The sequence below is a fragment of the Bacteroides sp. LFL-34 genome (genome assembly GCF_027257075.1).
Taxonomy (GTDB): Bacteria; Bacteroidota; Bacteroidia; order Bacteroidales; family Bacteroidaceae; genus Bacteroides; species Bacteroides ovatus.
The window spans coordinates 12,505-29,005 of sequence record NZ_JAPQKZ010000007.1; the positions used below are offsets into that span (position 1 = coordinate 12,505).

Here is a 16,501-nt window from a genome sequence, read left to right on the forward strand (position 1 = left end):
TTAGAAGGTTAATTTTGCACCTATTGAATAAACTCTCATTTGAGGATATTGCCCTCCAGTCAAATTAGAAGAGGAAGTGTTGATTTCAGGGTCATATCCCTTGTATTTGGTAAAGGTCAAAGGATTCTGAAAGTCGACAAACACACGTATTCCCCTAATATACCCTTTAAATACGGATAATTCTTTGGGACCCAGGTTATATCCCAATGTGATGTTTCTCACACGTATATAAGAGGCATTTTCTCTTGTATAATCAAAGCCCAGATTTTCGGGTAAAGCCACTGATTTACTGATTGCAATACCTGGGAAATATCCGTTCGTGTTTGTCTGGGTATTCCAGATGTTATAAGAATAGATACCAACATTGTGCGCATCCACTCCCCTGGAGAGATTTCCGGCATCTGCACTATAACTATATGCGTCATTCCATTTCTTTACACCTAATTGTCCGTACATAAATATATCCAGATCAAAGTTTTTCCATGTAAACGTATTGCCAAAACCAAAATACAATTTAGGAAGCATGTTATCCATGTAAGAGTCATTCACGTCAATGATTCCATCACCATTTTTATCTTCTACAATAGGATAACCCGGCATACAGGCGGCAGGTCCCAATGAACGTTGAGATTCGGGCATATTACTCTTATCCATATCGATAATACCAGTCGTTTTATAATAATAGAATGCATTCATCGGTTCATTTTTCCTTTTCTGATATTTCTGATAATCATAGTTGGGCATACGTTCGATCCATACTGCATTGTAATGGGACATCGTAATTTGAGAGGTCCATTTAAAATCATGTGTCTGAAGATTCAATGAGTTCAGGCTCACATCTATTCCGGTACGTTTATAATGTCCTCCATTGATAGGACGTGTTCCGTGCATTCCCAATAATTCTGTCGGTGCTGTTCCCAACAAATGGGTTACGTCATTACGGAACACGTCTACACTACCCCAGATTCTATCTCTAAAAATAGAAAAATCCAATCCGATATTTTTCATGACTGTCTTTTGCCAGGTGACATCTTCATAGTTAGCGCCGGACAATATGTAGGGAATGTAAGTTACCGAATTATTATTGAACTGAACATCCTCGCGGGCTGTCGTTACAATACCGTATAGTGTTGTACCCAGGTTATCGCTACCTGTTTCACCGTAACTTGCTCTTAATTTCAACATATTAATCCAGGAGATATTCTTTATAAATGATTCTTCATTCATTTTCCATGCAAGAGAAACAGATGGAAAGAGGGCGTATTTCTTACTGGGAAAGAATTTATCCGTACCGTCACGGCGCAATGAAGCGGATACTACATAGCGTCCGAATAAGTCGAAACTTCCTCTGACAAACTGTGACCTCTTTTCATTCTTATATTTATAGGAAGTCGGATAAAAAGGACCGTCTGCCATACCTACGCTACTTCCCTGTATATGATCATTGGCATTTTCATAAGATATATCCGAACCATCGCCACTATCAAGATAACGTCCCATACCGGCCATCAAATTCATATCTAATAACTCTCCAAATTTATGTTGGAATGTCAATGTACCTTCGAGAGTGCTTTGCTGCCTTTTTCCATATCCTAAGTTTCCTCTGGATTTACGTTGCAATGCGTAGTAAATATCAGAAGGAATGTAAGAATCACGAGAGGTATTTTCCTTGTTCAAGCCATACAATACTTTGGCTGAAAGCATATTCTTGATAATATCGACATCCAGTGAGAAGTTCATGTAGTAACCATTTTGCTCGGACTTATCATTAATATCATGCATGGAAACAGGATTAGGCGTCCGGCTGAATACATTATATTGTCCTTCGGCATCGTACACGGGAAGATAAGAGGGATAGAAGATTGCTCCGAAAAGTGCTCCGGCTCCCTGATCTCTTAAGTTTCCGACATCTCCGCCGACAGTAGAGTTCGTGTAATTATTCTGATTCAAGTTGACAATTGTTGTCAGTTTCAGGAAATTAGTCAGCTGGGATGTGATGTTTGTACGCAGGGAGTATCGCTCCATATCCGAATTATAAACGGTAGCGTCTTCTTTATAGTAGTTAACGCCCAGATAGTATTTAAACTTTTCCGAACCACCGCTAATCGTCAGATTATGATTGGTCACTGCACCTGTTTTCAGTACCTTGTCCAGCCAATCCGTAGTCGGGGCATTGGCTATTTGTGTCGGTGTAAAGATAGGTGTCCATTTATCGTCATAAGCGGCATTTCCATAAGGATACTGGCCTTTGTCATATAAATAATTCTCTTTACTGAACACATTCACCATGTTCATCAGTTCGGGTCCGCTCAATACATCCAGGTAAGGATAATGTTTTTGCACGGAATAGCTTCCTTCATACACGATGGTCGGTTTTCCCTCTTTTCCTTTTTTGGTAGTCACCAGAATAACACCATCCGCTGCTCCGATACCATAAATTGCTGCAGAAGCATCCTTCAGAATTTCAATGGATTCAATATCATTGGGGTTTAATCCGGCCAGTCCGGCACGATTGACGGAAGAAGGAAGTGACGTACTTCCCGTGCCGACTTCAAAAGAGCCGCTAGGCATAACTACTCCATCCACCACATAAATCGGTGTACCACCTCCACGAATGGAGATATTAATACCTCCTCCCGGCTGGGGACTGGCAACGGTTGCCTGCAAACCGGCAGCACGTCCCAGCAACATTCCTGAGATATTGCTAGTAGCCGCTTTGGATATCTTTTCTGTTTTTACGGTAGCGATAGAAGTAGTCAGGTTTTTACAGGAGGTTGTACCATACCCCACCACTACCACCTCGTCCAATATTTGCTGATTTTCAGCCAAGGTGACAGATAAAGATACCCGGTCGCCCACCTTTACTTCCTGTGTCTGATAACCGATATAGGAGACTTCCAATACAGCTCCCGGTGACACTTCCAGAGAGAACTTAGCATCCAAATCAGATGCGGTTCCGTTGGTTGTTCCTTTTTCCTTGATGGTAGCACCGATGATCGGTTCACCGTTGGCATCGCTCACTGTACCTGTGACTTTACGCTTTTTAGTGTCTTTAGAGGTATTCTGCCGCGCTTGCCCTTTTTGGACAATAATATTCTTGCCCTTTACCTCATAAACAACTTCTTGCCCGTACAATATCTGATCGATAGCTTCATTCAATTGTTTTGCCTTTACACTTACAATCTTCCTAGTATCCAGGTCTCCCACTTTATATACGAAAGAATATCCGCTTTTATTCTTCAATTGCGTCATTGCTTCTTTCACTGAAACATTATTCATTTTCAATGAAACGGCCTGGGCTAGTATTGCTATGTTAAGGCAAAAGAGAGCCACGACCATTAATATGGCCTTCTTCCTGTAATTCATAAAATAAACAAATTATTTAATTAAAACTTGAATAACTCGTTTTAAAAGAGATGTATTTTGCTAACTTTGCATAATCTCTTTTGAAAACATGCTCACGTTTGAAAGTTGTTGAAGAAGAGATTCAGGAGCCGGAAGATGTTCGAGATCTTCCGGTTTTTATTTTTCTCTCCTTATCATTCACTAAAGACTATTCAGTATTATTTCCTTTACTCATATTCTTCAATTATAAGGTTAAACAATCATAGTATTATAATCTCTGGTAACCGGTTAATAGATAGTTATATTGCGCTCTTCAATTTTATATTGTATTTTCTCTGTAGATGCCAACGCATCCAACACTTCCTGAATACTTTGTTCCCGACGGACGAAGTTTCCGTAGAACCGGAATTTATTTAATGAATCATTAGCTATGTGGATATTCACATTGTAGCTACGTTCCAGTTCTTTCACGATGTCCGGCAAAAGTTCTTCATCAAAAAACAGATAGCCATCCGTCCATTGGGAGGCATTGGAGGCTGTGACCGTTTCTACGGTCATCAATCCGTTCGCTTTGTTTAATATCGCTCTCTCGTCGGGTGCAAGGAAAGCTTCTTTCTCTTTTTTCAGTAAATTATTTAATTCCACTTTCCCTTCCAACAAGGATACTACCACTTCGTGATCTTCCGGATAATCGCGGAAATTAAATTTTGTTCCCAATACCTGCAATTGCAAATCTTTAGTCTTTACAAAGAAAGGGAGTTTCTCATTCCGTTGGACTTCAAAATATCCCTCACCTTCTAATTCTACTTTACGGTTATCTACTCCAAAGCCTTGTGAGTAGGTCATTCGTGAACCGGCATTCAACCAAACCAATGTACCATCAGGCAAATAAAGTTTCGTTCTTGATCCTAAAGGAGCCTCTACGGATATATCTGCAAAAGTGTCTTTTACATTCACTCCTCCCTGCCAATATGAGAAGCATCCTACTGCAAGTATGACTGCGATAATCGCGGCATAACGCCACAACGCCGACAAACGGAATTCCTGGCGAGGAGCTTTCTCCACTTGCTTCCGGCTCCCGATACGATTCTTAAAGGTATCGAATGCCTTGTCTTTATTGTATTTCGACGCGGCTTCACGGCTCACGGCAGAGAACCAGACTTCCCGTTGCTGAATAAAATAATCCTCATTTTCAGGTGATGCAGCTATCCATGCTTTTAGTTCGGCTAAAGCATTTTTGTCCAAACCTTCGGTCAGATAGGTTGCAATCAATTCATCAATATGTTTCTTTTCTTCTTCCATTTTTCTGCGTTCTATAAAGGAGACAGTAGATTTTTAATTGAGGGTAGTCTAAAAATGACTTTTTTTCGTTTTTACCCGAAAAAAAATAAAAGTAGAGTAATCAGATATTTACTTAGATTCGTTTGTAAAGATGCTAATGCATTCTTTATATGATACTTAACCGTATTGACAGAGATGCCTAACTCTTGAGAAATTTCTTCGTATGATTTTCCTTCAAAACGGCTTTTATCGAACACGCGACGACATTCGTTCGGCAATTTATCAATGGCTTTATATATTTCCTCTTCCAGTTCACGCTCCAGCAATGTCCCCAACGGATGCGAATCGGATATCGTCATTTTATCGTCTGTTATCTCATCGGGCATCAGAGATGAAAACGCAATCTCGCGCTTTTCCCATTCTGAATTAAGATAGTTGATACAACGATTACGGACGGCTCTCAACAAATAGCTACGGATGGAAACGGAAATCTCCAGCGTTTCACGAATCTCCCATAAATGAAAAATAGTATCTCCGACGATGGTTTCCGCGAGGAATTGATCTTTTACATAGCCATTCGCGACATGACACAACAAGGCATAGTGACGGTCATAGATGTATTGATAGGCATCTTCATTGCCTGTCTTCAACTGCTCCACGATTAAAGTTTCAGTATGCTCCATGAATGTATTAGTCAAGTTAACGGCACAAATTTAGAGAAATTGCAGCAGACTACCTAATATCCATATTAATATCTTCAAGGACATCACAACCCAAAAAAATTATAAAAAAACTTCTCTCACTGATTTACGAAATATAGAATAAAAAGTTATTTTTGCACCGTTTTTTAATTTTATCTTAAACTAGTATTATGTACAAGATTTTTCACGGCTTTCATCTAGTGGAAGCTTATCAGGATTTAAAGAAAGCCAAACGGTTGGCAAAAAATCAGACAGTGGCCAGATGTATAAAGTTAACCGTAGCTATTACCCTTTCCCTTATTTTATGGCTCCTCCCAATTGACACATTTGGTATAGAAGGGTTAACCGTTATAGAACAAAGACTTATTTCTATCTTTATTTTTGCCACACTTATGTGGGTATTCGAGGCTGTCCCTGCATGGACCACTTCCGTATTGATTGTCGTTTTATTGTTACTCACCGTTTCCGACAGCAGCTTATGGTTCCTTACTCAAGGAATCTCAACAGAAGAATTGGGACAGACAGTCAAATATAAATCCATTATGCATTGCTTTGCCGATCCAATCATTATGTTATTTATTGGTGGGTTCATACTTGCCATCGCAGCAACTAAAAGCGGATTGGACGTATTATTGGCACGCGTCATGCTAAGACCTTTCGGAACCCAATCACGCTATGTACTATTAGGATTCATTCTTGTTACAGCTGTATTCTCAATGTTCCTCAGCAATACGGCTACAGCTGCCATGATGCTCACTTTCCTAACTCCTGTATTAAAAGTACTTCCTGCAGACGGTAAAGGAAAAATCGGTCTGGCTATGGCTATTCCTGTAGCTGCTAATGTAGGTGGCATGGGAACTCCTATCGGCACACCGCCCAACGCAATTGCCTTAAAATACCTGAATGATCCGGAGGGACTGAACCTGAATATCGGTTTCGGAGAATGGATGAGTTTTATGTTACCCTATACTATTATTGTATTGTTTATCGCTTGGTTCATACTTTTACGATTGTTTCCCTTTAAACAAAAAAATATTGAATTACAAATTGAAGGTGAAGCCAAAAAAGACTGGCGTTCCATTGTGGTTTATATCACTTTTGCTATCACAGTCATACTTTGGATGTTTGACAAGGTGACGGGAGTAAATTCTAATGTAGTAGCTATGATTCCGGTAGCCGTTTTCTGTATAACGGGAGTCATCACCAAACGCGATCTGGAAGAAATCAGTTGGAGCGTACTTTGGATGGTAGCCGGCGGCTTCGCTCTGGGCGTTGCTTTACAGGAAACCGGACTGGCGAAACATATGATCGAAGCTATCCCATTCAACACATGGCCTCCTGTATTAATGATTGTCGGCTCCGGACTTATTTGTTATGCTATGGCCAATTTCATCTCACATACAGCTACTGCCGCATTGCTCGTCCCCATCCTAGCCATTGCAGGAAGCAGCATGCGTGAGAACCTATCTTCCTTAGGTGGAGTAGAGACTTTATTGATTGGAGTGGCAATCGGTTCATCATTAGCAATGATATTGCCTATCAGTACTCCTCCCAACGCATTGGCACATGCCACAGGCATGATTCAGCAAAAGGATATGGAAAAAGTCGGAATAATCATGGGGTTAATCGGACTGATATTGGGATATACCATGTTGATCATACTTGGCTCCAACAAATTATTATAAAAAATACTCTTTCCATACAAATAAGCCCTGTGAGAAGCAATCATTCTTACAGGGCTTTTTGCTAATCAGTCTTACTTGGAAGATTAACTGCCGGAGAAGCTCCTGTCTTTTCCGACTCTCCATACTTGCTCGGACTTACACCATAATATTTTTTAAATACCTCACGGAAATATTTCGCATCCGAGAACCCGACCATATCGGTAATTTCTGCTATTGTATATTCGCCCTGCTTTAGCAATTGTGCAGCATGTTGCAAACGTATCATCCGGATATAATCGGCTGGTGCATAACCTGTCAAGACCTTTAATTTATTAAAGAAACTCGTACGACTCATGTGATGGCGACTACTAAGCATTTCTACATTAAAATCCGGATCCCCCATGTTCTTCTCTATACATTCCTTGACCGAAGCTATAAATTTCCAGTCCAGAGTATTAGTACAATTAACCGGAAAACTCTGTTCTTCCTCTTCGATACTATTATAAACCTGACGGAGCAAAGCACGATTCGCCAGTAAATTCTTAATCGTTGCCTTGAGTATTCCTACACTGAAAGGCTTAGTGATATAAGCATCCGCTCCGATTTCCAGCCCTTCGAGCATATTCTTCTCATCTCCCAGTGCTGTCAGCAAAACGACCGGAATATGAGACATCTCAAGATCCCCTTTTATCGCTGAACAAAGTTCATCTCCGCTCATTTCAGGCATCATTATATCGGATATAACAAAATCCGGATTAAATTCCCTGATTATGATAAGTGCATCCTTCCCATTCGGACAAGCCTGAATATTATAACTCGTCTTCAGCATATCCACCAGATAATTACGCAAATCATCATTATCCTCCACTATCAGGATACGTTGTAAGGAACTGTTTATCTGGGATATCTCCATAGCCGGCAAATCAGAAATACTACCCGGTATGATAGTCTCCGGACGTTCATCCGGCAGCTTGGGAGAAATAAATTTAGCTTTATGAAGATGGCTATTTCCTTTCGGGAAAGTAACTCGTACACAAGTGCCTTGTTGTTCATTGCTCTGAATCTGAATCTTGCCTTTATGTAATTTGACTAGTTTGTATACCAACATCAGCCCTATTCCGCTACCTGTCACTTTTAGATTGACAACATTACTACCTCTAAAACAGTTCCTGAACAATTTCTTCTGTTCGCACGAAGGAATACCAATCCCCGTATCTTTCACCTCAATGCTCCAGGTGCTTCCTTCCTCGCAGGCGGAAATGCAGACACTACCTTCTTCAGGTGTATACTTCAATGCATTCGACAAGATATTTTTCAGAATAGATCCCATCTTGTCACTATCAAACCACACATTCAGATAGTCAAAATTGCTTTCATAAACAAACCTGACATGTTTCATTTCAGCATATTTGCGAAAAGCGGCACAAACATCATTCATAAAAGTATTCAGCTCATACTCGGAAACATAAAGAGTGGATGAATAGACATCTATCCGTTCGAAATTTATCAAGTTAGTCGTCAGTTGAAGTAATGTATTCACATTCTTAAGAGCCATATTCATATGGGGTAACGCCTGTTCAGCCACCATACGATTTTCTACGACTTCCTCCAGTGGAGCTTTTATCAATGTAAGTGGTGTACGTATGTCATGAGCTGTATTAATAAAGAACCGTGTCTTCTCATCCGACACCTTCTTTTGTTTTTGTAACATGATGATACGGAATATGATAACCATAACAAGTATCAACAGGATTGCATAGCCTACCATAGCCCAAACACTGGCCCATGCCGGAGGCGTTATAACAATCTGAATATCTCTTGTCTCATAGGTCTTATACCTCTCTTCATTGGATATGGCACGAATCTGCAATGTATAACTGCCGGGAGGCAGATTTCTGACAAGAATCCGGTTATCCTGACTCGGACGGCTCCATTCTTTATGATAACCGTCAATTTTCCATGAATAAAGAATGTTGGAAGGATAATCATAATTAATGGAAGCTACATCAAGGGAAAAAGTGTTTTGTCCGTAAGCTAGTTCCAGCCGGTCAGTTTCATTAATATCCTTCTTCAGTGGAGAACCGTTATCACCCGGATAAACAGGATGATAAGCGATCATAAAATCGCGCAATAACAGACGTGAATAATGCGGTTCCGGTATCTGTATATCTGTCGGAAATTTGACAGCACCGTCATTACCACCGAAAACAAGCGTACTTTTGTTGCAGGTTGTGGCAGAACCTGCATTAAAATTGACACTCATCAATCCTTGTTCCCGTGTCCAGTTACGAAAAGAATGTTCTTGAGGGGAATAGATGGTGATACCAGTCTCCGTACCCATCAGGAGGCTCTCATCCTGCCGGGGAAGAATTGTATAAATATTGTCGGAAATCAACGCACAGTTATCAGTACGATATTGATGCACAAACTTCTTCTTGTTAATGTCATAAACAAGAAGTCCCGCTCCACGGGTACCAATATACAAGATACCGTCTTCTCTCTGGTATAATGCACATATATAGGGAGATTCAACGGGCAGGTCAATATACCGGTACCTCCCGGATTCTTTATCAAGCAGATAAAGTCCCATTCGCGTACCAATCCACATCAGCCGGTCATCCTTCTCCTGAATGGTAGTAATAGAACTCACTCCCGGATACAAACGTACACTTTTAGTCTCAAGATTGACACGCTTCAGATGATAATATCCACCGGACCAGATATCACCTCCCGAATCTTTTTTAATGTCATAAATATATTGGTCGGGACGTACTCCTGCCATAGCGGCAGGAGAAAGATAAGTTACCTTAAACCCTTTCTTCTTCTCTATCTTGTAAATACCTGATGTATAACCACCGGCCCACATTACACCGGGAGAGACTTCACACAGTGCTAAAAAAATGTGATTCTCATCATTTGGTACCGGATCAAAGGAACTAAAGAAAGAACGCCATTCTTTTGTATCAGTCTGATAGAAACTAATACCGTTACTGGTTGCAAACCAAAGGTCACCGTCACTATCCTCCACCACATCGTGAACCTGATCGTTCACCAGTGACCGGGTATTACCAAGGGAATGTTTTATCAAATCATAACTCCCATAACGGTTGTTGCGGATGGTAATGCCGGTGGGATAATTGGCAAGCCAGATGCGGTCTTCTTCATCCACATAGACATCATTAATATTGTTTCCATTCATCCCGTTATAACTACTATAATCAGCTGTTATATAGGGCTCACTTATGTATGTATTCACATCCAACTTATATACGCCTTTCCCTCCTGTAGCTACTAGAAGTTCATGAGCGTTTAAAGCTACGATCTGGTTAACCTCTACATTATTAGGTGATTGACAAGAGACGATTTTACCTGTTCCCCTCATGTCATATATAAGTATTCCCTCTTTGTAGTTTCCCACAAACAACTGTTTTGAAACAGCATGATAATAAAGTTCATGCACGGGCACAGTGATACTCTCCACTGCTTCATCAGAAACCAACTTCAACTCTCCCCCTTCTATCCCGGCACGGAACAGGCCGCCTCCCGTACCAATAAAGAAATGATTTCCATCCGTTTGTTCAATAGTAGCTATTTCACCATCAACCGGCATCAACATATGTGACGTCGTTCCGGTATGGGTATTATACCAGGTAATGCTATCTTTATAACATAGCCAAATACGGTCATTCTTGTCCAAATAACCGTAATTCAGAAACGCTTGCGACTTATTCCTGATCAGCTCCGGATGCACATAAGCCAGTTCAAACTTGTCATGTTGCGAATCATACCTAAAAATACGACCTTTCTGCCCGATTACCCATAATACATTCTCATTGTCCATATAAAGCCAATTCAAGGCAATCCGTGAATCCAACGTCATGTTATCGTCCGAAAAGTTGTAATGCTTGATATGTTTGCCATCATAACGGTCTATCCCTTCTTGAGTCAGAAACCACATATACCCCCGTCGGTCTTTTTGGATATGGTATATTTTCTGATTATTCAACCCGTCTTCCAGTCCTATGTACTTATAAATCTGTCCCTTGCTTACAGTACAATTAATGAGAAGAAGTATAAACAAAAAGAATCCTCTCATTTTTACAAAATTACTCATGTCTTTCACTAATATTCAAAAAAATACTCTGCAAAAAATATGAAAAAATTAATTAAAACGCAAGTCAAAAATGTATTCATATTTCAACCATCAATTAATATTAATACCCATACTTCCAGTTTTAAATTTGTTGAATATTATAAAGAAGAACTAGAATTTCAGCTACCCCTTAATATGTAAAATTCCATAAATGCATAAATAAAAAGCTATTCTAATATTATTAAAATAGCTTTTTATTCATATATCATCTATTAAACAATACCGTAGTTACACTCTCTTTTCCTAGATAAAAAGCCTTTGCTTTTATCAGTGGAGCATTGCATACTACCGGAGTTTGCCATTGTATGGAACTTTCCGTAGGCTCACTTCCATCGGTTGTGTACCGGATTACCGCATTGGGAATGGCAGTATTAGCCAGTAGTAATCCATCCCTTGTCATAATACCGGGAGGAGACACCCGGAAATTTATTCCTCGCTTTGCCAGACGTGGCAACTCATAATCTATAATACCGGCATTGTATTTCCGTTTGGCATCCATATATACTTTGCCGTCCGGAGATAATGCCCACGATGGTTGAACATTCCAAGCACGTTCTGCCAATCCGAAGACTTTTGGGAAAAGATAATATTCTACCTGTTCAAAACTACGGATTGTTTCCGACCATATTTGTCCGGATAGACCTTTGATATTCTGATAACCTTCCTTTGTCAAGGGTTGTTTTCCGTTTGAAGCAGCTTTCACATCAACAGGTTCACCTTTCAAATTCCGTCGTAAAGACTTATAAATATCAAAAGGCAACATATCAAACGTCACATATTCATCCACATAACCGCCCCAACGCAATCCCGGTTCCTCCACATGATAGCAATAGGCCATATCCAAATAGAAGTTACCCACATTACAGAGTATAACCGGGTAGCCTGCATTAGCTAGCTTATACGGCACTTCATCCCCACCCTGCTCCGGAATGGTGTTCCAGCAATAATTTAATACCTTACTGTTTCTGAAATGTTCGTTAACGGTATTATCAGGATTCATAACAATGTCCTGCCATCCGACTGCCTGTATGTTACGTTTGTCCAGCATTTCCAATATTTGTTCCAGAAAATAATCCTTCAGATCCCGTATCTTAGTCAGTCCGTTCTCTTGCATAAAAGTGCGGCAGATAGAAGAACCTTCCCAAATACCTTCCGGTACTTCATCTCCACCCACATGGAAAGCAGTCAGTTCTACTCCTGCATCCTGATACATCCGTACGATTTCATCAATCACTTTTTCAAGAAAATGATAAGTGGAAGGCATGGCAACATTAATCACATTGTCTGTGAAATTTTGTGCCGACAGATATTGGGAAGTATCTGCAAAGTCAGTCAAAAGATATTCTTCCGCTTTCGATTGGTCTGTAGCTATATATTTCTGATAACGGGCATTCATGGCCTTAATCGCTGCCCGGGAATGTCCGGGAATGTCTATTTCGGGAATAACTCTGATATGCCTTTCTTTTGCGTATTTCAGAATATCCATGAAGTCACTGCGAGAATAATATCCATTGGCCAATGAAGTAGTATCTGTCTCATTCCATCCCCAGGCATACGCAGGATAAAGACATGTCTGTTCATCTATGGTATGTCCTCTGCGAGAAGCGATTTCTGTCAATTCCTCCAATCCGGGTATTTCCACACGCCAGGCCTCATCGTCACTCAAATGCAAATGCAGTACATTCATCTTATAGAATGATAATATATCGATCAGTTTCAGCAGCTCCGCTTTCTTTGTAAAGTTGCGGGCTACGTCCAACATAATTCCCCGATGCCCCATGTCCGGATAATCGGTTATATGAAGATTAGGTATCGGAGAAGAAGTTAGTTCCATGTTATCTAATAAGGCAAGCAATGTTTGACAAGCATTAAATATGCCATGTGTATCACTAGCTTTCAAAGTCAACCGGTTATTCTTTATCACGATTTCGTAATATTCATCGGGATATTGACAGGTAATAGGAACCTCCATTTTCTTCAATTCAATGATTGTTTCTTCATCCTTATCGGAAACGCTGCATCTTAATAATGAAGTCAATTGACTTTTCAATAAAAGAGCTTCCTCTTTAAACGCATCATCAAACTTCAGACAGACTTTTTGAGAGAAAGAAGAAACACCGCCCGTCTTTTCCACTTTTTTAGGAGCAGGAAAAAGAGAAAGCATATCACAATCTACCGGTTTGCTAAAATCATCATTCTGCTTATAGAAATAATTTCCATCTGCATAGGGAAAGCTGTTCCTCGAGCTAACCCATTGGGTATCGGGCTTAAAAAGCTCGATCTCGATGGGGACATTTTGCGGTTGTAACGATTTCCCTTTTTCATCGGTAGTTACCATATAAGCCCCTTCAGGAACCGAGGACACATTAATCACATTTCCTTCACTCAATATGGTAAAAGTGATTGTTTCACCCGGTGGCAATGCCTGGTAGTGTTCAGTCGGGTACATTTTATAGTAAGTCGAACCCAAACATTCAATTTCCAGCGGTGCATTAATAGGTTGCTGATAATAAATAGGTGTCTGATTAAAATAGATCACCCAATTATTAGTCAAGGATTTATTCCCATTATTCGTCAGACAGAATGTATTCTTAAAATATCTGGCTTCCACACTATCTTTTTCCAGTTTCCATGTTAAGGATAGCTGTGAGGAAGGGGGCTGTTTACCAGCCCCGCAACCAAACAGGCATATCCCCAACATCATTATCCATATATTCCTCATAGTTATCATAAGGGAATTATTTAGTTAATGAACGAATACATTCCACTTCTTCTGTCGAATAAGGGGTTCCATCACTACGGAATATATCGTGGAACCACAATGGAGGTTCAACAACATCAGGCAATGGAGTGTCCCATGCAAAGATCGTATTTGTTTTTCCAGCTACAAGTCCCCAGTTGATTGCACCGATATTTTCTCTCTTCAGCATTGGCATAATATCCTGGAAAGTACTATTTTGAGTACGTGCCATATATTCTGTACAAATCATCGGGCGACCGTATTGCTTCAATGTATCAATGAGTTGCTGATGCGAATTCACGCCTTCATACGTGTGGTATGTTATCACATCCGAATTTTCCAATTGGAACTTATTCAGATTAGTCAGGCTCATATCCCAAACTCCGGCCGACAGAGGTTGTGACGGATTCACCGTTCGTCCCCACGTAAATATCTTCTGCAATAACGGCAAACTTCTTTCACCGTATCTATATCCTCCCGAACCTCCGGGTTCATTATATAAGTCCCATAATACGATTCTCTTATCATCCTTAAAGGTAGTCAGGATATCTTTCACATAGCTTTCCAATACCGGAAGTATCACTGCCGTATCGCCTTTATAATACAGATCACCCGGGTCACGTGCCCATCCCGAATTGTGTACTCCCGGCTGTGGTTCCGGCTGTTTGCCAGCCTGATATACAGGATTCCAACAATCATCCAGGAAGACGAAGATGGTAGAGATATGATGCTTGTCGGCAATAGTAAGGTATTCATTGATACGTTTCTTAAAGCCTTCCTTATCTGTTTCCCAAACCAGGTGATGCAAATATACGCGCATACAGTTCATGCCTATTTCTTCCGCCCACCCCAGTTCACGATCAATAGTCACCGGATCAAAAGTATCTGCCTGCCACATCTCCATTTGGTTGATTGCCGTGCTCGGAATAAAATCGCATCCACGAAGCCATCCCCATTGTTTATACCACTCATTAGCCTGCTCTTTTGTCCAGACCTCACGAACAGAGACAGTTTTCTGGTTGCAGGCAATCAACATAACACCAATAAAAAAGGAAAGTAATATCTTTTTCATATAATCGTTTTACTTTATCAAATTAAAAATCTTTTTATTTTCTCCACGTAAATATTACCATATCACCCGGTTCGACTGCTATCGTAGAGCCGTCCGGAGTAGTCGTTGAACCATTTTTCAACACTCTGCTAACAGAACTATCCACATCGATAGACAGGTTCATCACATTACGAAAATCTCTATTTACTACCACAAGATATTGATTACCACCTTTCTCCAGGACAGAGACAACCGCACCTGTATCACTCGTAGTCAATGATTTTATAGGAGTCGGCAGACTTCCCAAAGCCTTCGTGCCTTCAGGTATTTCACTTCCGGTGTGAGATACAGAAATAACCTGTGCTCCCAAGAATATACCTGCAAGCTGTTGTACTTCCTGATTAACAGTCTTGACCAAATCATACACTTCAGTCGGTTCGTCATGTTGAAGTCCGCGATAGGTAAAATACTGGATTGCCTGCGCACCATAAGCCAAATCACTGAAGACTTGTAATCTCAACTCGGGCAATGTCGGTATCTTATAAAAATGAGTTTCATCAAGCTTATGGGAAAGTGCAAGTGCAAATGCCCAGAACGGCTTATTATTCTCTTTAGCAGCAGCCGATATTTCTTCCAGATTCCGATACCAGTCCGGACGGACAATGCTGGGAGCACCATTTATAGATACAATAGGATAATTGTCAAACGAAATAAACGGAACAGGGACTTGTTCTATAAACGACTTTACATTTTCAGAATAAAGTTCTTTCCCCCATGCCCAATTGGGGTACAAGTTGATATAACAAGGATGATGACTGTCGATGGTTTTAATCTTCTTCACCAATTCGCCCAAGCCCGGCAAATCATTCACTTCCGGTTCATCCTTCAAATGATAAGCATACAAAGCCGGATGATTCATCATTGCTTTTACGACCTCTTCGGCAGTACCGACAGATAAGAGGTCCTTACAAGAAGTTATCATTTTCACTCCGGTCTTCTGTGCAGCGTCAAGCACCTTCAATGTTGTTTCCAAATCATCGTACCATCCCAGATAAATATTAATGCCGGATGCTTTCATCACCGGGAATTTCTCCAGCGACTTGTCTGCTTCCACTCCGGTCCATGCTATAATCGGGAATTCTCCATCAGTTGTAGGGATATAAGAATTACCCTGAATGATCTCAATTTCTTGTGTCTTTACTCCATTAGGTACTACGCGGAATACAGCCGTACGTCCGGTTCCTGTATTTGCATTTGCAGTAATTGTCACAGTTCCGTTTCCACTCCCTTTGGCCGGTGAGATGGTAACCCAAGACTGATCCGTCTCGTTTACAAATTTCCATTCCGTATTAGACTTTATCGAATAAACCTCCGTAAAACCGTCATTACCGATCTGTAACTTCTCCAAATTCCCGGAAATTGAGAAAGAAGCTTTCTCCGGATCCATCGAACAAGACATCAATACCATTGGCAACATCGAAAAAAAGAATGCGACCAGTAACTTCTTACTATATGTTTTCATTGATATATACATAATTCTATTGAATATTAAATTAAAGACTATTA

General features: G+C 40.5%; 8 protein-coding genes. 1 reads left to right on the plus strand and 7 read right to left on the minus strand.

Translation table 11 applies throughout. The annotated features are described in order from the left end of the window. From N5O98_RS05625 to N5O98_RS05635, 3 genes are all read right to left on the minus strand, one after another. Nucleotides 1–3,366 carry a SusC/RagA family TonB-linked outer membrane protein gene (locus tag N5O98_RS05625; RefSeq protein WP_118161264.1) on the minus strand — a complete coding sequence of 1,122 codons (3,366 nt, stop codon included), beginning with the start codon at nucleotides 3,364–3,366 and terminating at the stop codon, nucleotides 1–3. Nucleotides 3,367–3,633: 267 nt separating this feature from the next. Beyond that, nucleotides 3,634–4,647 carry a FecR family protein gene (locus tag N5O98_RS05630; protein WP_004307061.1) on the minus strand — a complete coding sequence of 338 codons (1,014 nt, stop codon included), beginning with the start codon at nucleotides 4,645–4,647 and terminating at the stop codon, nucleotides 3,634–3,636. A gap of 71 nt (nucleotides 4,648–4,718) precedes the next feature. After that, nucleotides 4,719–5,309, minus strand: a complete 591-nt coding sequence (locus N5O98_RS05635; protein ID WP_004307060.1) for an RNA polymerase sigma-70 factor — start codon at nucleotides 5,307–5,309, stop codon at nucleotides 4,719–4,721. Nucleotides 5,310–5,497: 188 nt separating this feature from the next. Between N5O98_RS05635 and N5O98_RS05640 the strand changes: the two genes are divergently transcribed. Then, nucleotides 5,498–7,012: an SLC13 family permease gene (locus N5O98_RS05640; protein WP_008774540.1), complete on the plus strand. Its 1,515-nt coding sequence runs from the start codon at nucleotides 5,498–5,500 to the stop codon at nucleotides 7,010–7,012. Nucleotides 7,013–7,073: 61 nt separating this feature from the next. Here N5O98_RS05640 and N5O98_RS05645 read toward each other — a convergent pair whose 3' ends face one another. From N5O98_RS05645 to N5O98_RS05660, 4 genes are all read right to left on the minus strand, one after another. Further along, nucleotides 7,074–11,105, minus strand: coding sequence for a hybrid sensor histidine kinase/response regulator transcription factor (locus tag N5O98_RS05645; protein WP_061448175.1), 4,032 nt, complete (start codon nucleotides 11,103–11,105; stop codon nucleotides 7,074–7,076). Between the two features lie 244 nt (nucleotides 11,106–11,349). Beyond that, the gene (locus N5O98_RS05650; protein ID WP_022200209.1) at nucleotides 11,350–13,875 is read right to left on the minus strand and encodes a family 20 glycosylhydrolase; all 2,526 of its coding nucleotides are present in this window, start codon (nucleotides 13,873–13,875) and stop codon (nucleotides 11,350–11,352) included. 7 nt (nucleotides 13,876–13,882) lie between these two features. Then, nucleotides 13,883–14,956 (minus strand): cellulase family glycosylhydrolase, encoded by a 1,074-nt coding sequence (locus tag N5O98_RS05655; protein WP_015531699.1) that lies wholly within the window; start codon nucleotides 14,954–14,956, stop codon nucleotides 13,883–13,885. A gap of 34 nt (nucleotides 14,957–14,990) precedes the next feature. Then, the gene (locus N5O98_RS05660) at nucleotides 14,991–16,469 is read right to left on the minus strand and encodes a BACON domain-containing protein (RefSeq protein ID WP_022200210.1); all 1,479 of its coding nucleotides are present in this window, start codon (nucleotides 16,467–16,469) and stop codon (nucleotides 14,991–14,993) included. Between the last annotated feature and the right edge of the window lie 32 nt (nucleotides 16,470–16,501).

Excerpts from the sequence above, each read along its gene's own strand:
- N5O98_RS05645 (WP_061448175.1), bottom strand. The coding sequence starts at position 11,105 with ATGAGTAATTTTGTAAAAATGAGAGGATTCTTTTTGTTTATACTTCTT.
- N5O98_RS05650 (WP_022200209.1), bottom strand. The coding sequence starts at position 13,875 with ATGATAACTATGAGGAATATATGGATAATGATGTTGGGGATATGCCTG.
- N5O98_RS05655 (WP_015531699.1), bottom strand. The coding sequence starts at position 14,956 with ATGAAAAAGATATTACTTTCCTTTTTTATTGGTGTTATGTTGATTGCC.
- N5O98_RS05625 (WP_118161264.1), bottom strand. The coding sequence starts at position 3,366 with ATGAATTACAGGAAGAAGGCCATATTAATGGTCGTGGCTCTCTTTTGC.
- N5O98_RS05660 (WP_022200210.1), bottom strand. The coding sequence starts at position 16,469 with ATGTATATATCAATGAAAACATATAGTAAGAAGTTACTGGTCGCATTC.
- N5O98_RS05635 (WP_004307060.1), bottom strand. The coding sequence starts at position 5,309 with ATGGAGCATACTGAAACTTTAATCGTGGAGCAGTTGAAGACAGGCAAT.
- N5O98_RS05640 (WP_008774540.1), top strand. The coding sequence starts at position 5,498 with ATGTACAAGATTTTTCACGGCTTTCATCTAGTGGAAGCTTATCAGGAT.
- N5O98_RS05630 (WP_004307061.1), bottom strand. The coding sequence starts at position 4,647 with ATGGAAGAAGAAAAGAAACATATTGATGAATTGATTGCAACCTATCTG.